Here is a 24,439-nt window from a genome sequence, read left to right as displayed (position 1 = left end):
GTACCACATAATTAATTGGAGAGTAATATGATAAGGTTTGAATTGAGTAAAAAAGCATCGGATAAAATCAGAAAGATTGCCGCCCGTATTCTGGAGGTACAGGAGGAGCGCTGCCCGGTTGTTAAAACACAACTGAAAATTGCCATGAGTGATCCGCAGTTTGCCGGACTTGTTGCCAAGTGCCGGGACAGCCAAGCTACGTTTGCAGAACGGGATGCGGCATGGGAAAAACTGATGGAGCTGCTGCCGTCCAAACGGCTGGATTTTGACAGCATGCGCCAGGACGCCCTGTCCTATTACGGCGATGATTCGGACGAGGTAGAGCACGGTATGGTGTTTGAGGTGGTGAGGGAAACCTACGACCTGATGACCCGCTGTCTGTACCACGGTGTGGACTTTGACACAGAATCTTATAATATTACAGATATAGGCCCCTTTGGCAGGTGCCTTTCCGATGGTTTCCATCACTTTTACTGCAACGTGGTATTTGGGGAGATGGAGGCCGGCTTAAGCTGGGGCATGATGCTGGAGGAGCCTCTGAGTGTCGATAAGACAAGCTATGTTCATCTGTATGACCAGTTTGAGCGTTTTGAGTTTGGCTGGTGGCAGATTTATGGGGATAAAAAGAAGCTGTACTTTGACGTTTATAACGAAGGCACCAGAAATTCAAAGCAGAAAATGCGCAAGTGCGCGGTTGAACAGAAGATGCCCAAAAAACCGCAGCCCTTTTACGGCGAGTATGTGAGGCGCTGCGCGGAGCTGATGCTTGAAAACCCAACCCTCAGGCAGAAAGCCTTTAGGGAGATGGCAGTAGCGCAGGATGCCTTTGAAACCGGTGACGAAAGCCTGAACGGCGAGATCGCCACAACACTCTATAAAAGGCTGAGCACCCTTCATGAGCCTGTCTTAGCCATGATACCCGAGCTGAATGATACAGACACTATTTTAATCAACACAGTTGCCCGGATGCGCGGCGACTACCTTTTTTACCTTTTGATGGACCTGGTATATCTGAAGTCCGCGGGCATGAGCCTGTTGGATGAAGCCAACAGGGCCATGGCTGAGCAGCACCCCCAGGAGCCTGTTCCGCCGACTGCCTTTGAAACACTGGCGGTGGGGTATCTGAGCGGTGACAAAGGGGAAATGCCAGAGAAGAATGCCCGGGCGCTGAACGAGATGATGGACTTTATCGAGGAGGCCGGGCTGATGAAGTGGAATAAATACGGTCAGCTGGAGCCCACCCCCATGGAAATGACGCCAAGACTGCTTCAGGCCCTGCTGAAGCATGGCTACGGCGCTTATGTTATGGCGCTTATGGGGCGTTACAAATATGAAATTATATACGAACCCTTTGATTTGATGGAGACCCTCAATGCCTTTTTGGCAGAATTAGACGAACCGCTGCGCTATTGATAAAGTATTTGCGTTAAAATAAATCGCTGCGACTAGTTTTAAAATCGCTATTTTGGGTAAAACTTTAATGAAGTAATGTTGGAAAGGAGTTTTACCAAAATGATGATGAAAAAAGAAGTAAAGCAGTGCCAATGTGAAGAGCCTTCAGGAGTCCATCCGGAGACAGACCAGCTGGGATTTTGGATGGCGTGTAATGACTGTGGAGGGAGAGTCGCCGCTACCTATGAATATTTTGAGGGCTTCGGAGAAATGAAGCAGCGCGATGTTTATTACGTAAAAAATGAATAAAAACAGACAACTAAGGATAAGATAGCTTCAGAATAAACAGTAAAAGGAATGTTTGTTCTGAAGCTTTTTTATATGCTGTGAAAATATGGCTATATTGCCTGTTATTCACGAAATAGTATGAATAGTCCTTGTTTTTTTGTGTAGAATTAGGTAAGATTATACTTATATATAACGATTAAGGTGGTGTGAAATGGAAAAGGCTTTTATACTGTTTATGTCGGGTGGCCTTTACTTTATGGTTCCCCTTGAGCACGTGGTGTCTGTGGAATCGCGTGAATCGGCAGAGGCAATGGAGCTTTCCGTTTTCGACTTTGGGCAGGCCTGCAGTTTGTGCGACAGACCGGTCCGGGCGCCTTATATTCTGGTCATGTGCTTTCAAGAGGTTAAAATTGGCGTGGCTGTAGAATGGGTGGAAGGCATTAAAGAGCTCGATGAAAACGATCTTTATAAACTTGAAGCACCTGTTATCGGGCAGGACAATCAATACCTGGACAGCGCCGTGGCCTTAAAGGCGATGAAGCCGCCTCTGGCCTATGTGCTGAGGATGCAGGTCCTGTTTGAAAAGCTTCAGAAAAACAGCGAAGCGATACTGGAATAGCAGAAAGAGTGATTCTTAAATGATAAACGAACAACAAAAGTGGGCTCCTGACCCTCTGACAAAGTTATATACCGAGAAAGCCGCTAAAATATTTATTGAAACCTACCAGGCAGACGGCCGGCAATACGAAGGAGACGCCCTGTTTTTGATCCATCTTGAGGGCTGGAGCGCCTTTAAAGAAAAATATGGCCCGGCCACAGGCAACGCGGTTTTACAGCAGGCCGCCTTTTTACTGAATAAGGCTTTAAAGAAAACCGACAAGCTTGCCAGAGTAGGTGACAGTACCTTTTTAGTCTACGCACTGGGCTGCAGTGCGGCTGGCGAGGCTGAAAGACACGCCGAGGGAATCCGCAGGCAAATCGAGGCAGTCCGTATTCCTCCGAGCTCGGAGTGCACACTTTCTTGTAAAATCGGGATCGTATTGTGCTGCGGCATTGAAAAAAGCTATGATAATCTGCGTGATATGGCCATAAAGGCACTCTGTGAGGCGAAAAGACTGGAACGGCCTTTCTTTATCGCCAAGGAAGACAGCGTGGTCAGAGAAGCGGAAAAAGACTTTAAAATCGAGAAGATCGCGCCCTACAGGCCGGATAGCGGCAAAGCGGACATGGCCTTTATCACAGAGCTCACCAATATGGTTTTTGGGTGCCGTGACATGGAACTCAGTATTGAGATGGGACTTGAGAGATTGTGCCGTTATTTTGGGGTTGAGCAGGCCTATGTGGTAGAGCGGACAGCGGATAAAAAATATTTTGAGCTGACCTATGAGTGGAATATCACAAACCGTCTGGTCATGAATGACAACCTGAGTCTGATTCCGGGCCTGATGACTGAGAGCTATCAGCAGGAATTTGATGAAAATGGTATCTTTGTCTGTAACCGTTTTGAGGATTTTAACATCATTAACCGCGTCATGGCAGAGCGACAGCGGATCAGAGGGACAAAAGCCCTGATGCAGAGCATTATTCTGGAGGAGGAAGCCTTCGCCGGTTATATCAGCCTCTGTGATTTGAAGGAGGAACGTTTATGGCAGGAGGAGGAAATCGCGACCTTTTCCCTTTCCTGTAAAATCATTACAGCCAATATTCTTCAATTGCGCTCTATGAAATACCGGTTGCGGATCGCCTATAAAGATAGCCTGACCGGCGCCTGGAACTTGAGCAAGTTTCTGCTGGAGGCTGAAAAACGCAGCGTTTTTGGGAAAAAGCGCGCAGTGATTACTTTTGATGTCAAAAATTTCAAGGTGGTCAACACCGAGTTCGGCTATGAAACGGGAAACCGCGTCTTGATTGAAATCAGCCGTATGCTACATACCTTTATAGAAGAGGAAGAATGCTATGCCCGTGTCAAGGCCGATGCCTTTGTACTGATGCTGTTTTATGAAACGCCGGAAGCGCTGAGGCAGAGGATCGAGCAGCTGCTGCAGAGGGTTGAACGGCTTTCGGCGAAAATGGTTTTATTTTTTCCCTTTATCTGCATGGCAGGAGTCTGCGCTGAGGAGGATCAGGACAGCGTGGAAAGCATGATCGAATGCGCCAATGCAGTGCGCCGTTCCATCAAGGATTATCATAAAAGCAATTACGCTTTTTTTAACAAGGAGATGCAGAGCCAGCGGGATCAGGAAAAGTATTTTGCCTCTCGGATGAAGTCCGCGCTGCGCGGCGGGGAGTTTATTGTGTATTACCAGCCAAAGATTGATGTGGCCAGCGGCGATTGGAGTGGTTTGGAGGCGCTGGTCCGGTGGCGCCAGCCGGATGGAAGCCTGGTTCAGCCGGATTCCTTTATTCCTTTGTTTGAAAGGAATGGGTTTATCACAGAGATTGACCGCTGCGTTTTTGAGCAGGTATGCCAGGATCTGTCAGGCTGGATAAAAGAAGGCAGAAAAGCATACCCGGTTGCGGTAAACATTTCAAGAGTCCATATAAGAGAAGCCAATTTTCCAGGAGAGCTGGTAGATATCTGCCAGCAGTACAAGATTCCGGTAGAGCTCATTGAGCTGGAGCTTACCGAAAGCGCTTTTCTGGACAACCCATCCATTATTCTGAAAATTGTAAAAGAAATCAAGAAAGAGGGCTTTAAGCTGTCCATGGATGATTTTGGCACAGGCTACTCCTCTCTGAGCATGCTTAAGGACATTCCGGTGGACATCATAAAGCTGGACCGCGATTTTTTTAAGCTGGATATGACAAAACGGGAAAAAATCGTTGTGACCAATGTCATTCATATGGCAAGGGAGCTGGATATCCAGGTGATATCAGAAGGCATCGAGACAGCAGCGCAGGAACAGTTTTTAAAAGAAGTCGGGTGCAGCATGGCTCAGGGCTATTACTATGCGGAGCCCGCTCCCATAGAGATGCTGGCGCCAGTGATCTGGCCTTAGTAAAGAGAGGTAAAAATGGAGCAGTCAAATAATACAGCGGTATGCCTGAAAATAAAAATGGGTGAGCAGGCATATTATATTCCAGTTGATAAAATTGAGAATGTCCGTATCAATCCTGAGCTTGTGAAAGTGCCCGAAGCGCCGGAGGGCATTGCCGGCCTGCTTTTGGGGGACAGGGGGCCTGTCCCGTATATTGTCGTGGAAGAATGCCAGAGCGGCGAAAACAAGCCAGACTGGAAATGCGGCGTGGAGATCAAAAATGGTAACGACAGCCTGTTGGGAATTTTGTGCACAGATGTCGAGGAGAATATAGCGGTAGCGTCAGAGGTTCTTGCGGAACAGGCAGCGCTGTGGAGGAGCGGGGAAAATTGATCAGGCTTGGAACATTGGAATTTCTGGACATCGTAGACTATGTCCGGGAAAAATATGGCATTAACCTGGAAAAGAAAAAAGTCCTGATTGAATGCCGCCTGAGAAGTGAGCTGGACCGCTGCGGGATCGCGAGCTTTAAGGATTATATGAAAGCGGTACGCGCCGATAAAAGCGGCCGTCTGGCAGGTGAGATGATCAACCGCCTTACCACAAACTACACCTATTTTATGCGGGAGCCCAGGCATTTCGATTTTATACGGAAAACAATCCTGCCACAGGCCGCCAAAAATAAGACGGATTATCAGGCCTGGTGCGCCGGCTGTGCAAGCGGGGAGGAGTGCTATACCCTCGCCATGCTTTTTCAGGATTTCGCACAGGAAAACAGCGCGGCGCCGGCAGCCCATATCACAGCGACCGATATCAGCGAAAGCGCGCTGGAGCGCGCCCGTCAGGGCATTTACCCCATCAAGGAGTTTAGGAATCTTCCGCCGCAGTGGCAGGAAAAATACTGTGTTGTTAAGGATGAAAAGAGCTTTGAGATTAAAAAGTTTTTAAAAAAGAACATTCAGTTTAAAAACCAAAATTTAATGGAACCGGAAAATACCTGGAAAAAATACGATTTGATCCTGTGCAGAAACGTGATGATCTATTTTGACACAGCCTCAAAAAAAACGATGATCAGCCGGCTGGAAAACAGCCTGAGACCCGGAGGTTACCTGATTGTAGGCCTGGCGGAGGTACTGCCCAGAGAGTTTACAACCCTGGAATTTGTGGGATCGGCGATCTATCGAAAGCCAGAATAAAACGGCCAGAAAGGTGGTAGGCCTGTATGAAGGAAAAACCAGCCAGCCAGAAGCTGATCGTAATCGGCGCCTCTGCCGGGGGACCGTCGACCATACTTTCGATTATCCGGGATCTGCCAGAGAGCACACCGGGCATCGTCATTGTGCAGCATTTGTGCAAAGGTTTTGCCGCCCGCATGGCAGACTATCTGGATGCGTACTGCACCATGAAAGTCAAGGCAGCACGGAACGGGGAGATGGTTCTGTCCGGAACCGTCTATGTTGCGGAAGATGACCGGCATCTGAAAGTTGTGAAGCGCGGAGGGGGATATTTTCTGGTCTACGAGGACGGTGAGAAGATAAACGGAGTGCGCCCGGCAGTGGATGTGCTTTTTTCCTCCGCGGCCTGCGCAGGCGCAGATGCTCTGGGCATCATCCTGACTGGCTTTGGAAAAGACGGCGCCCAGGGGCTTTTAGAGATGCAAAGAGCCGGAGCCAGCACCATTGTGCAGAAGGCTGAAAGCTGCGTGAGCAGCAGTATGCCCACAGAAGCGAAAAAGAAGGGCGGCGCCAAGATGGAGCGGACGCCGCAGGAAATTACAGCGACGATGCTGCTGTTTTCAAAAAAATGAAAGATAAAGTGACAGAGGAGAAAAGGATGAATGAGATATTGATTGTGGATGACGCCATGTTCATGCGCAGAATTATTAAAAATGCCTTGAGTGATGGCGGGTTTAGCCAGTTCATTGAAGCAAAAGACGGAAGTGAGGCCATCCACCTGTTTAAAAAGCACAAGCCAAAGCTGGTTCTGCTGGATATTACCATGCCCGGAAAATCCGGCATTGAAGTACTCGCGGAGATTTTGAAGCTGGAGCCTGATACCCGGGTGATTATGTGCTCGGCCATTGGGCAGGAGGCCACCATCGAGAAAGCTGTGCGGATGGGTGCTTATGATTTTATTGTCAAGCCCTTTCAGAATGACAAGCTTGTCGAAATGGTAAAAAAATCACTCTAAGGGGAGTTCGTGAGCAATGAAGAGAAGTGAGATAGACATTCTTTCAAAGGACGCCTTTCAGGAGATTGGCAATATAGGCAGCGGCAGTGCGGTGACCGCCCTTTCGCATCTGATCTCTGAGGAGATCATTGCCAGGCAGCCACAGGTCATACCCCTGGAGTGCGACAGACTGCCAGAGGCTTTTGGAAAAATAGATGAGAGCGCAATGGGAATTCTGCTGCCGTTTTACGGAGACATTTCCGGAATGCTGCTGTTTGTCCTGACAGAACCCTTTGTCAGAGAGCTGTTGATGAAAACCATCGGCTGCCCCGCAAACTTTCGGGAGATGGATGAGTATAAGCTTTCCGTTATTCAGGAGATTACCAATATTATGGCATCCTCCTATTTTACAGCGATCTCGGCCTATATGCATAAGCAGATCCATATTTCCCAGCCGGCAGTTTCCATTGACATGCTGGGCGCCATGGTAACCGATCCGGCCAGCTGGATCATGGGACTTGGCCATGACACTGTCTGTATAGAGAATGGCTTTTATCTGAAGGAGGACAGCAACATGAATCATTTGGGTTTAATGCTTTATCAGGAATCGACCTGCCAGTTATTGCAAGCCGTGGGGGTGACATTATGAACAGTTGCCAGCTTCGGCCAAACCATCTGGCCCTTGGCAGTCACGAGGATATATTTATCGTCCGGGCCCTGGGCTCAGGCATTGTGGTCTGTCTCTATGATGAAGCGCTGAAGACAGGCGGTATGGCCTATACCCTGTTTCCAGACAGCCGAAAAGCGAAGGAAAGCAACCCAGAGGATCGCCTGAAATATGTGGATACAGCGCTCGAAGCTCTGCTCGAAGGGCTTCTGGAAAAAGGGGCGCGCCTTGAAAGGCTGTGGGCCAAGGTGATCGGCGGCGCTAAAATTTTTCGCTTTGCCGATAAGCTTGAAAACGGGGATATTGGAAAGCAAAATATCGAGGCGGCGCGCAGATGGCTGCGGGAAAAAGCGATTCCCATAAAGGCAGAGGATACTGGAGACAGCTTTGGACGTACAGTGTATTTCTACCTCAAAACTGGAAAAGCAGAGATAAGTGCTGTCAACAATTATAAATACAATTTGTAAAAAAGGGAGAGCCAGATGAAAAAGAAAATAGAAAATTTAAGCACTGCCACCAAGCTGCTGCTGTCATTTGCCTGTATTATTGTTTTTTATATTGGGACCGTCGTGGCAGCGGCTTTTGGCATAAAAAGCGTTGGGGGAACCCTGAGAGAATTTTATGACAAGCCCTACCAGGTGGCCACCACGACCTTAACCATGCGCAGCGCCATTCAGGGCGTTGGGCGGGATCTTCTCTGTGTGGCCTCGGGAATCAATGAGGCGGAGAGCCAGACCTATCTGGAGGAGGCTAAAAGCTATATTGCGCTTATTGAAAGCGGTATGGAGGAGCTGGACAGGGATTATACAGAGGAAGAAGCCTTATTCACAGAAGTGGAGAAACAGATTGCCTCCCTGAAACCCGCGCGGAATGAGATGATCAGGCTTCTGGAACAGGGGAACAAGGAAAAAGCCCTGGAGCTGTATCGCGTCGAGTATGAGCCCCAGGCCAAGATAACGAGAGATGCTTTGGAAAGCCTGGGTAACGCGGCTGAGGAAGACGTCCAGAAATATCTGGGCAGTGCTCAGGGCGTAGAAAACCGGATGCTTATCGTCCTGGTAAGCATGGCAGCGGTTATCCTGGTTATCACCTGCCTTATGTGGTTTTACATCAGCCGAAGCATTACAGAGCCCATCAAAAAAGTACAGGAAGCCGCTAAGGACATCTCCGAGGGCAGACTGAAAATTGATCTTGAATATACGTCCAAGAATGAATTTGGCCAGTTGTCCGACAGTATACGGGAAACCGCCGCGGCGCTCAGCAGCTATGTGGAAGAAATACAGAAGGTGTTGACCGCCCTGGGTGAGGGACATCTGGATTATAAAACAGACATGCAGTTTAAGGGCGATTTTATCGCTGTCAATAAAGCCATGGAAAAAATCTCGGCACTGTTAAAGGATTCTCTCCAGCAGATTGGAAGCAGCGCCGAGCAGGTAGCCGGAGGGGCAGAGCAGGTGTCAAACGGGGCACAGCTTCTGGCCCAGGGCGCATCAGAGCAGGCAGGGTCCATTGAGGAGCTGGCCTCCAGCATCAACGATATATCCGAAAGTGTACAAAATAATGCCGATGACGCAGTCAATTCAAGCCGCATTGCCGACGAGGTGGGCTGCCAGATACTGGACAGTAATACTCAGATGCAGGAGCTTATCCAATGCATTACCCAGATTAAAAAGAATTCCAGCGAGATCACCGGCATTGTCAAGGAGATTGAGGATATTGCCTTCCAGACCAATATTCTGGCCCTCAACGCCTCAGTTGAGGCGGCCCGCGCCGGAGACGCCGGACGCGGCTTTGCCGTGGTCGCCAACGAGGTGAGGCGGCTGGCCGCCAAAGCTGCCGAGGCTTCTAAGATGACCGCAGAGCTGGCGCTCAAAAATAACGAAAGCGTGGAAGAAGGCATGGCTGTTGCCGACGAGACCGGCAGATCACTGGTAAAGGTTGTGGACGGCGCCCAGGAGGTAAGCGGTGTGGTCGATAAAATATCCGAAGCTTCCACCCGGCAGGCCGAGGCCATCGCCCAGATACGCAGCAGCATCGAGCTCATATCCGAAATCGTACAGAGCAACTCGGCGACATCGGAGGAAAGCGCGGCCGCCAGCGAGGAATTATCCGCCCAGGCACAGCTGCTTAAAAACTTGGTAGAGCAATTTGAATTTGAGTAAACAGGAGACATGGGAATGCAGAATAAAATATTAATCGTAGATGACGCGCTCTTTATGCGGGCCATGTTAAAGAAAATACTAAGCGAAGCAGGCTACACACAGATTTTTGAAGCTGCCAATGGCGTAGAGGCCTGCGCGGTCTACGAAGCCGAAAAGCCCGATGCAGTGTTGATGGATATCTCCATGCCAGAGATGAACGGCATCGAAGCCCTTAAGTCCATTGTAAAGGAAGACCCGGACGCGGTAGTGGTTATGTGCTCTGCCGTCGGCCAGGAGGCCATGATTCTGGAGGCTGTGCAGAGCGGAGCCTTAGACTTTATCGTCAAGCCCTTTAAGCCCGAACAGATTATCCAGGCAGTGGAAACCGCCCTTGGCAAAAAAAGAGGCGGTGACAACACATGATGAAATACTCAGACATGGACGCCGCTTCAGAAGATATGCTTAAAGAAATCGGCAATATCGGTACCGGCAACGCCATCACAGCCCTTTCCGCCATGGTGGGAAAAACTTTTTCCGTTGGCCTGCCCGCGATACGCATCGTCAATTATCAGGACACGCCCGAGCTGCTGGGCGGCCCCGAGACACTGGGAACAGGCATCATGTTAGAAATCAGCGGGGACCTGTCCGGAATTTTCATGTTTCTGCTGGATGAGACCTTTACACAGAACATCCTGAACGCCCTGCTGGGCGAGGAAGAGCGGGAGCTGGTAGCCCTGGATGAGATGAGCAGCTCCGCCGTCTGCGAGATTGGCAATGTGATGTGCGGCGCCTACATCAACGCCCTGGCACAGCTGATGGGGGTAAAGGTGCACGTATCTGTGCCAGACATCTGCTGTGACATGATCGGCGCGATTTTAAGCGTACCCATGATCCATTTTGCCAATTTGAGTGATGAGCTCATGCTCATCGAAAATAAGTTCAGTGTCGAAGGCAATGACTTTACCAGTCATGTGCTGTTTCTGCCTGAGATTGAAACGCTTGATAAAATTCTTCAGGTGTTAAACGGATAAATGGAAAAAATCATTGTAGGAATCGCCGATGGCAAGGTGGCAGAAAGCCCGGCTGTTTTAATTTCATATGCTTTAGGCTCCTGTGTGGGTATCTGTCTTTACGATCACCAGCTTAAGGTGGCGGGCATGCTGCACATTCTTCTGCCCTATCAGAGAACAGCAGTCAACCAGAACAATGTATACCAGTTTGCAGACACTGGCATCAAGCGGCTGCTTCAGGAGCTCATGGCAGGCTATGGCGCAAAACGGGAACGGCTGGTCGCCAAAATCGCAGGCGGGGCAGAAATGTTTCAGCAGGCCCAGGCAGAAACCGGCATTGGCGAGAAAAACATAAAGGCAGTTAAGGCGGTTTTAAAGAGCGAGGGCATTCCCATTGTGGCAGAGGACATCGGGATGAGCCATGGCCGGACCATTTTGTTTTCAGCACAGACCGGGAAGCTGGAGGTCCGGGGCATAAACCGCAAGACAAAGCTGCTGTAAGAAAACGCAGGAAAAGGTAAAAGGAGAAAATGGTAATGAGAGCATCAGAGAGGCAGACCGTATTGATTGTTGACGACAGCATACTGATCTGCCAGCAAATAAAAAACATCATGAAAGAGGAAGACATCAATCTGGAGGAAGCCCACTCAGCAAAAGAGGCGCTGGCCGCCATGGAGCTGTGCAGGCCCGATTTGGTTCTGCTGGATGTGGTGCTGCCAGACGCAGAGGGATATGATCTTTGCAGACAGCTTCAGGAAAGAGATGAGAACAACGCCTCCATTATTTTTATCACGTCAAAGGACAGTGATAAAGACGTGATGCGGGGGTTCTCCCTTGGCGCCTGCGATTATATTAAAAAGCCCTTTGGGCAGGAAGAACTGAAATCCCGCGTGGTTGCGCACCTGAGCATGAAAAAACAGAAGGATGAGCTGGACCGGATGAACCGGGAGCTCAAAAACAATATGGAAAAGCTCAATTATATGGCCTTCAGAGACGGGCTAACCGGTCTTTATAACAGGCGCTACGTGCAGGATGACCTCATGGGCGAAATGCAGAGCCATAATCGGAAGGATGTGGGCTGTGTCCTGATCATGGGTGACGTGGATGATTTTAAAATTGTCAACGACCAGTACGGCCACGAGGCCGGAGACGTGGCACTGATCTGTGTGTCCAATATTATGGAGAGCATCTGCCGCAGGCACCGCGTGATCCGGTGGGGCGGGGAGGAGTTTCTGATCGTGCTGTTTTCCGTCACAGAGGAGGAGGCCTATGAGATCAGCGAGAGCATCCGGGGTGAGGTAGAAGCCTTTCCCTTTGTGGACGGCGATACATCCTTTAACTGTACCATTACCCTTGGCCTCTCCGTGTATGACGACACCGAGGATATGAAGCATAATATCGAGCGCGCAGACAAAGCGCTTTACGCAGGCAAGCGCAGCGGGAAAAACCGCAGCGTCTGGTACAGCGAAGTCCAGGGAATGGAGCTTTGAGATGAGCTTTTTTGAAGCCGACGTACAGGCTATGCTGGAGGTCTACCTGCTGGAAACCAGCCAGCTCATGGAGAAGCTGGACGAAATCCTGCTCCGGTCCGAGGCGTCCGGAGCGCTTGCGGCCGAGGACATTAACAGCATTTTCAGGATTATGCACACCACCAAAAGCTCCTCGGCCATTATGGGGCTTGACAGTCTTCAGGCCACCGCGCACCGGCTTGAGGATCTGTTTTCAGAGCTGCGGGACGATCCGCAGAAGATGAAAAAAGCCGAAAAAGAAATTTTCGAGCTGCTCTTTGACGTTTCCGATTTTATAAAGGCCGAGCTGGGAAGAATGAACAGGGAGGACTACATGCCTGAAAGTGCCGACGTCTTCGAGCGCCGGATTAAAGGCTGCCTGGATCAGATCAAGACCCTGGAACAGGAAGACAGCGGCCAGACCGAGGAAAGCCTGCCCGCATTTCTTAAAAAGCCCGGCGTGATCGTCAAAGTGACCTTTGAACAGGGCTGCAAAATGGAAAATGTGCGGGCCTTTATGCTCATGAAGCAGCTGAGCGCGGCCTGTCCCGGCGCAGAGTGCTTTCCAGACAGCCCGGAAAAGCACCCGGAAAGCGCCGATTTTATAAGAGAAAGCGGCATGCTCTTCTGCATCGCGGAGGAGGCGCTGGAAAAAGCCCTGCCCATTTTGCAGAGAGGGCTCTTTGTAAGCCAGTGTGAGCTGCTGGCCAAGAACCCACTGCCTGTTCCAGAGGCGAGGCAGCAGGCCAGTACGCCACTGCCCGGGGCGGGGGATAAAAAAGAAGCCGATTATGTAGCGGTTGAAAAGGTAGAAAGCGAATTTTTGAACGTTCGGACAGCCCGGCTGGATCATGTCCAGAACCTTCTCGGCGAGCTCATGCTGTCCGTTGCCTCCCTGACCAGCAGGCTGGAAGCAATGCACTGTGGTGACGACATCGAGAAGCTGACCGTTCAGACCCACCAGGTGCTGGAGGCGCTGGAAGACACCGTCATTCATATGCGCATGGTGCCAGTGGAGCGGATTGTGCCAAAGCTGCGGCGTGTGCTGCGGGATGTGGCCAGGTCAGAGAATAAAGCCGTGAACCTGACCGTTACAGGCCAGGATGTGGAGGCCGACAATAACATCATGGACCAGCTGCTGGAGGCCGCCATGCACATTATGCGCAATGCTGTCGATCACGGCATTGAGGCGCCCGAAGAACGGGAAAAGGCCGGGAAAAGCCGCGAGGGAGATATCCGGCTTTCGGTTGAGAGCCACGGCGGCGAGCTCGTTGCCAAAATAAGCGATGACGGCAGAGGCATGGATGTGGAAAAGCTCCGCCAGAAAGCCCGGGAAAAAAATCTGTTTACCAAGCCTGAGGAAACGTATACCACAGAAGAAATTCTTGAGCTCAGCACCCTGCCAGGGCTTTCTACCAACCAGGTGGCCAACGAGTACTCCGGCCGTGGCGTAGGCATGGATATTGTCAAAAAAATTGCCGATGAGGCCGGCGGCCATCTGCGCATCGAAAGCGAAAAGGGACAGGGCACCACCGTGATTTTGAACATGCCCCTGACCCATACCATCGTAGAGTGCATCCGGTTCAGCGCCGGGACCCAGATGTTCTCACTGCCAGCACATCAGGTACAGCGTTACTTTGAGTACACCCAGGAAAATCCTAACCTCCATATCGAAAATGGTGAGGAGGTGATCATCTGCGAGGGCAGGGCGCTGCCCATCATTGACCTCGCCAGGCACTACGGGTTAGAGAGAAGCGAGCACCCAGAACGGATCATCCTGCATGTGCGCGGGCCGGCGCGGGAAACCTGCATCAAGGCAGGGCTGGTTATGCAGCGGGAAAAAATCGTTCTAAAGCCGCTGCCGGCACTGTTTGGCGAGCATTTTAAAGAAAAGACAGCCATGAACGGCTGCAGCGTCATGGGTGACGGACAAATCTGTATGGCGCTGGATATCGAGGCCCTGATCCGCAGAGTTGGGAATGCCGCCAGAAGGGAAGGAGAGGGCGATGAAAGACCAGAATAAAAAGGAAATCCTGTGCTTTGAAAGCAGCGGAAAAACCTATGCGGCCGAGTTTGAAAACATCGTCGAAATCTGTTTTGATACCCGCCTCCACAGCATCCCCTGCCAGCCCTCTTATTTTTGCGGCGTGTACCATTACAAAGGTATGGTGGTGCCCGTTGTGCAGCTGGAAGAAGAGAAAATACCTGAAAGCCGGTCGCCCGTACTGCTGATTCTGCGAAGCGGCGTGTACCAGTTCGGTATTGCCCTGCTAAAAGAGCCCTATATCCAGGCTGTTGACGAAGCCGAGAGAACAGCCGACGCCGCCAGAAGGCTGAGCGCCAGCCGCCCAAGGGAAAAAGCGATCTATACCCACAAAGATAAAATTATCCTGCTGCTGGATATGGAAAAAACCGCCGAAAACCTTGTGGCCTGCCCATAAAAAAAGCGTTACCGGAGATCCTCCGGTAACGCTTTTTGACTGTCGAAAAAGACCTTTAAGTTGAAAGTTGAAAGTTGAAAGTGGATAGTTCAGGAGCAAATCAGCCGTTGGCCGATTTGACCAGGCGCGGCCTTAGGCCGCATATAAATCGCTTGAGCCAAGGGCGAAAGCGCACTGCAACTATCAACTATCAACCATCCATTGTCAACTCAAACAGCTTTAAACTTTAGCTTTGCATCTTATTACGTCTTTTCATCACCAGCACCATAATCCCCGCAGCGCAGAGCAGCAGGACAGCGGCGCTGGCTATGGGCATCATGCCCGCTATGCCTGTGCCCACATTATTTGCATTGCCGTCCCCGTTGTTATCCGGAGTTACCGGAGTATCCGGCGTTACAGGATCCTCGGTCTGCACAGCCGTGGATTTAAAAATAAAATTACTGTCGGTGGTATAGGTGCGGGCCAGAACATAAAACTGTCCTTTATAGGCCGCGGCCGACGGATTGGCCAGCGCCGCGTTATCCACCCGTTTTTCATAAGGCGTCAGATTGCCCGAAGCGCCGAGGGTATAGGTATCGGTGCTGCCCGTGTCCGTCTCTGGCCCAACCAGCATAAAACCGTCTTTAACAGCAGCGCTGGCAAAGCCGGACAGATTGCCGGTTTTAATCCCCGTCATATCCAGCTTAGCAGCCGTAAAGACGCCGTTATCCAGCGTGAGCCGTTCAACACCCGGCAGCGTACCGTTTTGGTTGCCAGCTTCCAGCCCGCCGCTGACAATAAGCTGCCCATGGCCGGCGCTGACCAGCGTCCCCCTGGCTGTCCGAAGGGTGTTACCCATGGGGGGAAGCGTATGGTTGTCTAAATCGATGGCGTAAACCGCATTGCTTGAGGCGCCGCCCACTGCCAGCAGCTGTCCGTCATTGTTTACCAGAGTAGCGGAGGAGGGCAGTTCCTCGTTGCTAAAGCCAGGCGTCTGCGTCCAGGTGCTGCCGTCATAGGTCAGGATTGTGCCCACTGTACCGATATCGTGGCTGTAAATCAGCAGCTTGTCCTGCCAGACAACCGCCGTCGCATTAATCATGGGGGCGTCCTCAGGCAGCGCCACCTGATCCCAGGTTTGGGTGTTGACATTAAACCGCCAGAGCATGGTCACAATCTCAGGTAAGTTATAAAAATGCGGGATACAGTAGAGGTAATCCCCATATCCCACCATCTGGTAAGCCTCCGTATCGTAAAAGGCAGCGTCCTCGGGCAGGGGCAGGGTGTTTTCAAAATAAGCCACATCCTTGATCGCGCCAAAGTCGTAGGACTGGTGTCCCTCACCCTTTTCAGAAGAAGTGACCGATACCCGGGCCATGCCGCTCACATCCGCAGGACGTGAGACCACCAGCCGCTGACCGCCGTTCTCGGTGGTTTCATTCGACTGGATTTGGGCCGCCTTGCCGCCAATGGTGACGGCCGGGTTTTTGCCAAAGAAATAGCCGTCGATGGTTACTGTGTCGTCTGTGATAGCCGCAGCGTTGACCACCGGGTAAGGATTATCCGTAGCAGCTTGGCTCAGGTCGATGAAGCCGTCCGACACGCATTTGTCTTTAAATTTATCGTATTTGGTGACACTGCCGATGGTGCGGGCAGCGCGTTTGGCCGCCGTATCCTCCTGGTAGCGCTCAGCCAGCACAGCCACCGCACCGGTGATCATGGGCGTTGCCATGGAGGTACCGTCCGAATAATTATAGGGAAGGGTTTCGCTGCCAACCCCCAGGTTATCGATGTAGACTGGGTTGTCCTGATAAACATATTCGCCGTGGCCGTTGGGGAATACCATATTAATGCCCTTTAAGGTTAGGCAGAGCTGGAAATTCTGGTAATCCGTATTGGCCGGAAGCGCCTGATACGCGCCGGCGTTAAGGCCGTTAAAGCCGCCGTCCCGTCCGCGGGCAAAAGAATCTTCGGCGTCGTTGTTGAGCGGCGCGAAGGTGCCGTCTGTCAGCCGGACTTTTATGTCAGCCTGGCCGTTGCCGTTTTTCTCTGCACCGGCAATGCTCAGTGAAAAACGATAAGCAGCAGAAGGGTCGAAGCCAGAAGCCTGGGTCAGGTCAACGGGCTGTGAGTAAACCGTATTGCCCTCTGCGGTGCCCTGGAGCTTTAAGCTCTTTTGGCCGTTATACACCTTTTCTCCGGTGATTTCTCCGCATTCCTTACCTTTAGCCGGATCAGCGTCGGTATAGAATTTGAGCGAATCGGCGTTTTCAAAGCCCTCGTAAAAGAGATTGCTGTTTGAAAATTCCGGATAATAGAAGGCCTTATCCGTTGGCCAGGTAGAAAGAATCCGGGAGCCGGGCGCTACGATATCCGTGGTGCGCTGGCCATAGCAGCTGTAGAGAGCCATCTGGCCATAGGCGTTGGCGGCGTCCACCACAACGGCGTAAGGGTTATCGATAAAGGTAGAGGACAGAATCCCGGTTTTATCGTTATCCGCTGCCGAGTTGGCAGACCCGTAGACAGAGACCAGGCCCATTTTACCAAGCTTTTCTACGGCCAGATCCAGAGATTTTGGCGAGCCAGAGCTGGTAAAAGAGCAGTTGACAGCCTTCAGGTTTACATCAAGGTCGATGGCAGAGGCCATGTAGTCATAGCACGCGAGCACAGTGGAGATAAAGCTTCCATAGCGCAGCGCCATGATTTTGGCGTTTTGTGAGGTGCCGGAAACACCGCCGTTTCCCCATTCTGCCCCGATAATGCCTGCGCAGTGCGTGCCGTGGCCGTTAGGGTCAGAGGTGTCCGCCATCTGTTCATCAGTATATCCGCCATAGTTAATGCCGTGTTCACCGCCGGGCAGATTCAAACCGCCGCGGCTCCACATTTTATTTTCGAGATCCGGGTTTTTGGCATCCACCCCTGTGTCCAGCACAGCAATGACAACATCGTCACTGCCCGAGGTGCCAGAAGCCTGATTCCAGCCGTCGTAATGCATATCAAAACCCGGAAGAGAGCTGAAATAGTTGCCAGTGTTGTCATAAGCCCACTGGTAATTGGTCATGATATCCGCTGTGTTGACAGCGCCAGGCGCTTTGGCAGCAGGTGCAGCCTGCGCTGCCTCGGCAGCCGGCGCCGCTGCGGCAGTATTGCTTTCCGCTGGAACAGCGGTTTCAGGCGCAGGGCTTTCCTCCACAGCTGCCGGTACACTGGCCTCGTCTGTGATGGGCGAGATGGCATAGTTTGGCTCAGCAAAGGCCACCTGCGGATAGGTGTTAAGCTCAGCGATGAGCTCCTCTGTGCTGCGGTTCTCGTCCCGCACCAGCGCCAGCACCTGACCGCCGGCGTCCGCCGACAGGCTGCGCGCCCCTGCTGCCGGGGCCTCAGAGATGTCCATGAGCACCTCGGCGCCAGCCAGCAGGCTTGGTACCGCGCTGCGTGAGAGCGGCGAAGCTTTTTCCATACACACAATGGCCTCACCCGCCGCACAGTTATCATAGGACACTGGCGTTTCTTCCTCCTGGGCCAGTGCGCCCGCTGGAACCAGCGATAAAACCATGAGCAAGCTGAGTAAAATACATAAAATCCGTTTTTTCAAAGTAGTCTCCTCTCGTTTTACTTTTCTATACAATGAAGCTGCATTTATTATATCATATTATCAGCGGCGACAGCATACCGTTTACATGGAAAAGTGACCGTTCGTCATGTTTTAGTAACGAACAAAGCCTTCCGGCAAAATGCCGGAAGGCTTTGTTTGTGCTGTCAGCTGTTTTTTCGATAAACAGCCAGACCGCAGAGGGCTGCGCCCAGAAGGGCAAGGCAGACATACAGGGAGGCCTGTGCGCCCAAAATACCTGTGGAGAGATTGCCGCCGGTGCCTGCCGGAGCGTCGGGGCTGCCCCCGGGAGTGTCCGGCGTTACAGGCGTGTCGGGACTGCCTGCGAAAATCGTGTCCGTCTGATAGTAAAGGAGCTTGCCTGTATCCAGGTCACGGCCTGTGATGAGGTAGCGGTCCCCGGTCCACAGGCCCGGGAAAGCATTCTGACCGCTGATGGACTTTGTCTGGCCGTCGCCGCCAATGAACAGATAATCCCGACATTCTGTGTCGTTGTTGTTTTCCAGGAAAGGGAGAGCCGGGGCAGTAAAGCTGCTCTCCACCGCGATCCCCGAGGTACCGCTTTTTACAGAAAGTGTATTCTGAGTCTCGAGCGCCGCGGTGCGGATGCGCCCAAGAGGCCTGGACGCGTCCGTCACATTGCCGTTTTCATCAAAGGTAGTGGCCAGAATTTTTTTGTACTGGCTGCTGAAGCTGGCCGGCTCACCGGCGTAGTTCATCTCGATCTGGACAATACTGCCGTTCTGGGCAGCGACGCCGATGGTGGTATTGGCGGTGGTGTATTCCGTCCGCCATTTTGGCACGTCACTGTCCATGCTGTAAAGGATCAGGTAATCCTTATGTTCCCACGGGCCTGTGAAAACGCGCTCGTGCACAGCGTATTGGGCAGCGTCGACAGGAAAAAGACTGAGCTCGCTGTTAAGCTGCGCACCATAGATAGAGCTGGTGCTGACCGGGTTTTTAAAGTCGATTGTCTCGATCTGGATACCGGGCAGTTCCTCACCGCTGCCGTAAAAAGACCGCCAGGCTTTTATTTTATCGCCAGCCGGAAAAAGCTTGGGACTGCCGCTTACCGTGTAAGGGCCAGCCAGTACCCTGCCGTCTAAATCGACGGAGAAAAGATCCGTTGTATCGGCAGTCTTATTATAGAGCGCCAGCGCCAGCGTATCCCCCGCAAGGGCAAAGCCCTGAATACCTGAGTAAGACTCAATATTCGGTATGGGCTCCACCTTCATCAGGCTGGTTTGAAAATCCAAGTCGGCAATCAGGAGCTGAACCTGATCAAAATAATTAAAATAGGTCTCGCCAGCAGGCTTATACATCCCTATAAAACGGAAGATCCGCCCGTCAGCTAGCGGTGCGAGCTCAGTTTCTCTGCCGCCAAAGGAGGAAGGCTGTTCCAAAATGCCTGTGGCCAGGACAGCGGGAATATTGCCGGTTTTCACAGAGAAGCGGAGCGCCTCGGAGTATACGCCCTGTCCCAGATCAAAATATTTCTCGGGAAATACCAGCGTGTATTCCGTATTGGCCTTCAGGTCTGCGATGTTGGAGCTGTCCGCAAGCCCCAGCGCCAGAGATTTTTCGTTGATGGCACAGTGCATGGGGTAAGAAGCACCGTCCGGCCCTTCCAGCGTAATGGGCTGCCGCGCGCCGCCAGAGGTATGATCATTTACCAGTATATTGGACGTAAAGGTAAAGGTGGGCAGATTGGTCAGGTTCTCCATGGGGCTGTCTGGCGTCAGAATAAGTGACGGCACCGCTGGCGGTGTATTTTCAAACCTTACGCTCAGGCTGGCGCTCTGGGGATTCAGGTTCTCCATAACCACCCCGGTGTAAGCCTGATACATACCACCGAAAAAGCTGCTGTCCGGAGTGGTGTCCGGCGCCAGGCGCATACCGTCTGTGTAAAACAGCGGCGTGAAAGGGGCCGTCTGGTTTTCTGGCCCAACGGCCTCAATGAGCTTCGGTTCTGCCGGCGTTTTGTTCATATACATAAAATTTGAGCCATCCGCGTTCAGCACAGCGTTAACATGAAAAATGCGGAAACCGCTGTCCGGCGCGTCGGGGTAATAAAGCTTCTCATTGTTAAGGCCTGGCACATCATACTGTACCAGGAAATATTCTGAGAACATACCCGAATCCGTTGGGGAGACCACCGCGATTTTGGAGCCGTCATTGCCAGAAATAGCACTTAAAGCCAGGTTGACGCTGCCGTCCGCTGCCGAAACCCGGGTGATATCACCAGGGTCGATCCAGCCCAGCAGCCATTTGGAAAAGCCATTGTGGTCGCCAGTGTTGTCATACATCATGTCAAAGGTGCGGATACCGTTCTCGTAGCTTTGATCGACATAGGAATAATAGTCCGCCAGACCCAGCATATGCCCCGTCTCATGAATGAGGGTCTGGGCGCCGTCGGCCGAGTTATTGTGCAGGGTAACATAGTCCGAGAGCGACACGCCGTCCAGCACAAAGGGAGGGTTGTAGCCGCTATAGTGCGTCTTGTAGCTCCACCAGGGGCTGCCCCAGCCCGTATCAGGCCCGGCAAAGTGGATATATACCCCGTCCATAAGCCCGTCGCTGTTGCCGTCAAACTGGCCAAAATCCATGCCATCCGCATCCAGAGCAGTCATGGCCTCCTTAAAGAGGAGCGCCATGTCACCGGTGTAAAAATCCCGGTCATGGACGGCGGTATAGCTTGCCACCTGCCCCGAGATCTTAAGCTTTCCATAGGAGGAACGCGCGTAATAGGCCGAAAGGCTCTCGTAGGGGTAGCCGGGCTGATCCTCGCCCGCCGTGCCAAAGGCAATCTGCTGAAGCGCCTCCTCGGTGTCACGGCTGTCAAAGCCATAGTCCGGAAAATCGACCCGGATCAGCAATATTTTGGCCTCACCGGTGGTGGCCATGCCCGTTTTCCAGTCTGTTGGAACAGCGCGCAGATTGTCCGCGCCCCCTTCCCTGGCCGCAGCCTGGGCAATGAGCCCCGGATCGGTCTGGTTAAGCCCCAGATTTTCATAAAAGGCCTGGCGCTGCGCCAGCGTGCCGTCGGCCTGGTAAGCCTCCAGCGTTTCAGCGTCCGGTATACAGGCAGTTCCGGATGCGCCCTGTGCGTGCGCCCCAGGCATAAAAAATAAAAGCATGGCCAAGAGCAGCAGCGCCCCAAAGCCAAAATGTTTTACATGGGTTTTCATAGACATCTCCTTTTGTGTATGGTTATTCATATTATAGCACGTTTTACAGGTCATGCCCTACCGTTCACATTGAAAAAAGACCGTTCGTCATGTTTTTAAGTGACAGAGTGGCATTAAATTGATTTGGAGAAGGCAGCGCCCCATGATAAACTAAGCTTAACAAAAACCTTACGGGTAAACAGCATACCAAAAGTTATTCTTAGGATAGAGGAGCAAAAAATGAAAGAAAGCATTACCATGCAGGACTGGTTAAAAACATGGGAGCGTCCTGTAAAAAAAAGCAGCCTGAAAACCTATAAAAGCTATGAACGCGCGCACATTATCCCATTTTGGGGACAAATACATCTGGACGAGATCACCGGGGCAGACCTGAAAAAATTCAAAAATTTTCTAAGTAAAAAATTGGCTGGGAAAACAGTTCAAGACATACTGTCCTACCTGAACACCATTCTTCAGGACGCCGAAAAGCAGGGACACCTGGTTCGTCCAGAGCTTCCAAAGGTCAAGGTGCCGCAGCGGGAAAAAGAAATACTGGATTACCGCGAGCACAAAAGGCTCAGCCAATGGCTCAGGCAGAGCACATCGCCAAAGGATGTGGGAATCCTGCTGGCGCTGTCGACAGGAATGCGGCTGGGCGAGGTGCTGGGGCTCAGGCAGAAGGATATCGACCTGGATACCGGCGTGCTGCATGTGCGGCACAACCGCCAGCGGATTTATAACCCGCAGACCAACACCTACCCAGTGGAAGATTTGACCCCCAAAACACAGAAAAGCCGGAGAGATATTCCCCTGCATCCAGGACTAAGGGCTGTCTTAAAAAACTATATGGCCACACAGAAAAAACCCAATAAAAATCAGCCGCTCATTGTCGGTCCAACTGGGAAAGCCTACGATGCAAAAACAATGGCATACCGTTTCGACCAGTTAAAAAAAGAATTGAATCTTAATCCTGGCCTTACCTTTCACAGCCTGCGCCACAGTTTTGCGACCCGGGCGTTGGAGCTGGGATCCGATATGGGAACCGTTTCGGTATTGTTAGGCCACAGCAGTGTAAGCTTTACCCTAAGCCGCTACAGCCATTGCGTAACCGAGCAGAAACGCCGCCAAATGGAAAAAATAGCAGAATGTTTTTAAAAAACATAAAAAGTGCCGTTAAGTTAGGAACTTAACGTTAAAGGTATAAGTATAACTATTATAAAGGGTAGCATATTAAAACAAAAATAACAAGTCTAAAAAAAATAACTTTTCAAATAATTTGTCATTTTATATTTACTGCGTATTTTAGAAAATTGCAATAGGCTTTTTAGACAGTTTAACGTTAAGTTCCTAACTTAACGTTAAAGGCATCATAATGAACCATTAAAAGGAGAGTATGGATGAAAACATTGTTGCTGTCAAAAAAGTTATTGCGCGCGGGTCTGGTTTCGTGCGCCCAAAAATGGGGAAACCGCTGTTTTTAGCAGAGCGAACAGGAGGGCAGAGTCATGAAAAACGCGGTAAATATGACAAGAGACATTATTCGGCTGCACTATAACAGAAAGCTGGACGAGATTATAAAAAGCATGGATGAAAACGTTGTGTGGATCGGGCCCCTTGGCAGCCAGTACGTAAAAGGCGTTGAGAACGTGCGCGAGATTTTGAGCATCGAGCAGGAAATCCCCTTTGCGGTGAGCAACGAGTGCTACGATCTGCTCTACGAGGATGCCCACACCGTTGCCGCCTACGGCCATTACACCATCTCCAACACCGGCGTCAACCATTTCTTTTTTGTGCAGGATCAGCGGTGCACCTTTATCTACCGGAAAGAGCCGGAGGACCTGAAGGTTATTTTTATGCACGTTTCCAACCCTGCCGACTACCTGCTGGGAAAAAACGAAGACTTTCCCTTTGCCATTGGCCGCAGAGCCTACGACATCGTCGATAAAAAGCTCAGGATAAAAAAAGAAAAGCCAAAGCGCGTCAAATTTAAAGACGCCGAAAATGGTGATTACTATGTCGATTTAAACGACGTGATCTATATCGAGGCCATGCACCGCAAATGCCGCGTGGTGTGCGTCAAGCGCGCCTTCGAAATCAAAGAGATCATCAGCGATCTGGCCCAGAGACTGCCCGGCAATTTTCTGCGCATCCACCGCAGCTACATCATAAACATGGACTATGTGACCGACTGCCACCGCTACCAGGTAAACATGGTAAAAGGCATACAGCTGCCCATACCAGTCAAACGCTATCCCCAGGTCTTTGACCAGCTGACCGCCTACCACCCTGGTTGAAAAGCCGCCGAAAGCCGCCTTTTGGCGGCTTTTGGATTGTAGACAAAGGGGTTCATGAGATGCAAAGCCAAAACGTGAAGCCCTTTGAGTTGATAATTGTTGATATTCATTCCCTTTTGTGTTAGAATATTTTCAGAACACAGTTTTAGATAATTGTGATTTGAAAGTTGGTGTATGAATGGACAAAAAAGAAACTGCTGAAAAGATAATAAATAATGCAGGTGGCATTGCTAAAACTTCTGAATTTGTTTCCGCAGGGCTTTCAAATTTTGATGTTGCCAATTTGTGCAATGACGGATATATCGAGCGTATACGACACGGATATTATCAGCTTGCCGAGAAAAAAGATATAAAAGAGGAACAAATACTTGCTTCGCTTCTTCCTGAAGGTATTGTTTGTGTTGAGTCTGCACTTTTTTATTATGGATACAGTGATTTTACACCAAGACAATGGTCTATCGCTGTTCCAAGGACATTTTCAAGAACAAGACTGAAATTTGATACTTTGCCTATGAAAATATATTACATTCAAAATTCTCAATATGAAATAGGAAAAACAGAAGGCAATTTTAATGGAGTAAAACTTACTGTTTATGACCGTGAGCGTACGATTTGCGATTGCTTTAAATATCGTACTAAGCTCGACAATGAGCTGTTTAATAAGGCTCTTAACGCCTATGTCGCAGATGATAAAAAGAATTTAAGTAATCTTTCAAAATACGCAAAGGAAATGCGTGTTTACACAAAACTGATGAATGTAATGGAGGTGCTTCTAAATGCCTGATATGGCGG

General features: G+C 50.9%; 23 protein-coding genes. 21 read left to right on the top strand and 2 right to left on the bottom strand.

Annotated elements, in window-relative coordinates; genetic code table 11:
* Positions 1–27: 27 nt before the first annotated feature.
* The 17 genes from CPZ25_RS11780 to CPZ25_RS11700 all read left to right on the top strand — a co-directional run bounded on the left by CPZ25_RS11780 (position 28) and on the right by CPZ25_RS11700 (position 14,594).
* A complete protein-coding gene (locus tag CPZ25_RS11780; RefSeq protein ID WP_096920514.1) occupies positions 28–1,413 on the top strand; it encodes a BrxA family protein in 1,386 nt (461 codons plus the stop codon).
* 99 nt (positions 1,414–1,512) lie between these two features.
* Positions 1,513–1,701, top strand: coding sequence for a hypothetical protein (locus CPZ25_RS11775; RefSeq protein WP_058693231.1), 189 nt, complete (start codon positions 1,513–1,515; stop codon positions 1,699–1,701).
* 190 nt (positions 1,702–1,891) lie between these two features.
* Positions 1,892–2,299, top strand: a complete 408-nt coding sequence (locus CPZ25_RS11770) for a hypothetical protein (RefSeq protein ID WP_074617876.1) — start codon at positions 1,892–1,894, stop codon at positions 2,297–2,299.
* 19 nt (positions 2,300–2,318) lie between these two features.
* Complete coding sequence (locus CPZ25_RS11765) at positions 2,319–4,679, top strand: bifunctional diguanylate cyclase/phosphodiesterase (protein WP_096920513.1); 2,361 nt, start codon at positions 2,319–2,321, stop codon at positions 4,677–4,679.
* A 15-nt stretch (positions 4,680–4,694) separates the two neighbouring features.
* Complete coding sequence (locus CPZ25_RS11760) at positions 4,695–5,051, top strand: chemotaxis protein CheW (RefSeq protein WP_096920512.1); 357 nt, start codon at positions 4,695–4,697, stop codon at positions 5,049–5,051.
* Positions 5,048–5,854 carry a CheR family methyltransferase gene (locus CPZ25_RS11755; RefSeq protein WP_096920511.1) on the top strand — a complete coding sequence of 269 codons (807 nt, stop codon included), beginning with the start codon at positions 5,048–5,050 and terminating at the stop codon, positions 5,852–5,854. Before CPZ25_RS11760 ends, CPZ25_RS11755 begins: the two co-directional genes overlap by 4 nt.
* Before the next feature lie 26 nt (positions 5,855–5,880).
* Complete coding sequence (locus tag CPZ25_RS11750) at positions 5,881–6,465, top strand: CheB methylesterase domain-containing protein (RefSeq protein ID WP_074617879.1); 585 nt, start codon at positions 5,881–5,883, stop codon at positions 6,463–6,465.
* A gap of 26 nt (positions 6,466–6,491) precedes the next feature.
* Positions 6,492–6,848, top strand: coding sequence for a response regulator (locus CPZ25_RS11745; protein ID WP_096920510.1), 357 nt, complete (start codon positions 6,492–6,494; stop codon positions 6,846–6,848).
* Positions 6,849–6,864: 16 nt separating this feature from the next.
* Positions 6,865–7,476, top strand: a complete 612-nt coding sequence (locus CPZ25_RS11740; protein ID WP_096920509.1) for a chemotaxis protein CheC — start codon at positions 6,865–6,867, stop codon at positions 7,474–7,476.
* Positions 7,473–7,961 carry a chemotaxis protein CheD gene (locus tag CPZ25_RS11735; protein ID WP_096920508.1) on the top strand — a complete coding sequence of 163 codons (489 nt, stop codon included), beginning with the start codon at positions 7,473–7,475 and terminating at the stop codon, positions 7,959–7,961. The genes CPZ25_RS11740 and CPZ25_RS11735 overlap by 4 nt, the downstream gene beginning before the upstream one ends.
* A 15-nt stretch (positions 7,962–7,976) precedes the next feature.
* The gene (locus CPZ25_RS11730; RefSeq protein WP_074617882.1) at positions 7,977–9,656 is read left to right on the top strand and encodes a methyl-accepting chemotaxis protein; all 1,680 of its coding nucleotides are present in this window, start codon (positions 7,977–7,979) and stop codon (positions 9,654–9,656) included.
* Between the two features lie 15 nt (positions 9,657–9,671).
* A complete protein-coding gene (locus tag CPZ25_RS11725) occupies positions 9,672–10,058 on the top strand; it encodes a response regulator (RefSeq protein ID WP_058693241.1) in 387 nt (128 codons plus the stop codon).
* Positions 10,055–10,666 (top strand): chemotaxis protein CheC, encoded by a 612-nt coding sequence (locus CPZ25_RS11720; RefSeq protein ID WP_058693242.1) that lies wholly within the window; start codon positions 10,055–10,057, stop codon positions 10,664–10,666. Before CPZ25_RS11725 ends, CPZ25_RS11720 begins: the two co-directional genes overlap by 4 nt.
* Positions 10,667–11,146, top strand: a complete 480-nt coding sequence (locus tag CPZ25_RS11715) for a chemotaxis protein CheD (RefSeq protein WP_058693243.1) — start codon at positions 10,667–10,669, stop codon at positions 11,144–11,146.
* A gap of 35 nt (positions 11,147–11,181) precedes the next feature.
* Entirely contained in the window at positions 11,182–12,135 is a 954-nt protein-coding gene (locus CPZ25_RS11710) for a GGDEF domain-containing response regulator (protein ID WP_096920507.1), read from the top strand.
* A 1-nt stretch (position 12,136) separates the two neighbouring features.
* Positions 12,137–14,176: a chemotaxis protein CheA gene (locus CPZ25_RS11705; RefSeq protein WP_096920506.1), complete on the top strand. Its 2,040-nt coding sequence runs from the start codon at positions 12,137–12,139 to the stop codon at positions 14,174–14,176.
* Entirely contained in the window at positions 14,160–14,594 is a 435-nt protein-coding gene (locus tag CPZ25_RS11700) for a chemotaxis protein CheW (protein ID WP_167495223.1), read from the top strand. The genes CPZ25_RS11705 and CPZ25_RS11700 overlap by 17 nt, the downstream gene beginning before the upstream one ends.
* Before the next feature lie 226 nt (positions 14,595–14,820).
* Here CPZ25_RS11700 and CPZ25_RS11695 read toward each other — a convergent pair whose 3' ends face one another.
* Positions 14,821–18,168, bottom strand: a complete 3,348-nt coding sequence (locus tag CPZ25_RS11695; protein WP_096920504.1) for a S8 family serine peptidase — start codon at positions 18,166–18,168, stop codon at positions 14,821–14,823.
* A gap of 164 nt (positions 18,169–18,332) precedes the next feature.
* Complete coding sequence (locus CPZ25_RS11690) at positions 18,333–21,374, bottom strand: metallopeptidase domain-containing protein (protein ID WP_096920503.1); 3,042 nt, start codon at positions 21,372–21,374, stop codon at positions 18,333–18,335.
* Positions 21,375–21,593: 219 nt separating this feature from the next.
* Here CPZ25_RS11690 and CPZ25_RS11685 point away from each other — a divergent pair, with 219 nt between their 5' ends.
* The 4 genes from CPZ25_RS11685 to CPZ25_RS11675 all read left to right on the top strand — a co-directional run bounded on the left by CPZ25_RS11685 (position 21,594) and on the right by CPZ25_RS11675 (position 24,431).
* Complete coding sequence (locus CPZ25_RS11685) at positions 21,594–22,508, top strand: tyrosine-type recombinase/integrase (protein ID WP_096920502.1); 915 nt, start codon at positions 21,594–21,596, stop codon at positions 22,506–22,508.
* A 238-nt stretch (positions 22,509–22,746) separates the two neighbouring features.
* Positions 22,747–22,908 (top strand): hypothetical protein, encoded by a 162-nt coding sequence (locus CPZ25_RS20500; RefSeq protein WP_158501292.1) that lies wholly within the window; start codon positions 22,747–22,749, stop codon positions 22,906–22,908.
* Positions 22,859–23,647: a LytR/AlgR family response regulator transcription factor gene (locus CPZ25_RS11680; RefSeq protein WP_096920501.1), complete on the top strand. Its 789-nt coding sequence runs from the start codon at positions 22,859–22,861 to the stop codon at positions 23,645–23,647. Before CPZ25_RS20500 ends, CPZ25_RS11680 begins: the two co-directional genes overlap by 50 nt.
* 178 nt (positions 23,648–23,825) lie before the next feature.
* Positions 23,826–24,431: a type IV toxin-antitoxin system AbiEi family antitoxin domain-containing protein gene (locus CPZ25_RS11675; RefSeq protein WP_074617757.1), complete on the top strand. Its 606-nt coding sequence runs from the start codon at positions 23,826–23,828 to the stop codon at positions 24,429–24,431.
* Positions 24,432–24,439: the final 8 nt, after the last annotated feature.

Source organism: Eubacterium maltosivorans, assembly GCF_002441855.2.
Lineage (GTDB): Bacteria > Bacillota > Clostridia > Eubacteriales > Eubacteriaceae > Eubacterium > Eubacterium maltosivorans.
The sequence above is the reverse complement of the archived record's forward strand: the minus strand, read 5'-3'. Positions and strand labels throughout refer to the sequence as shown.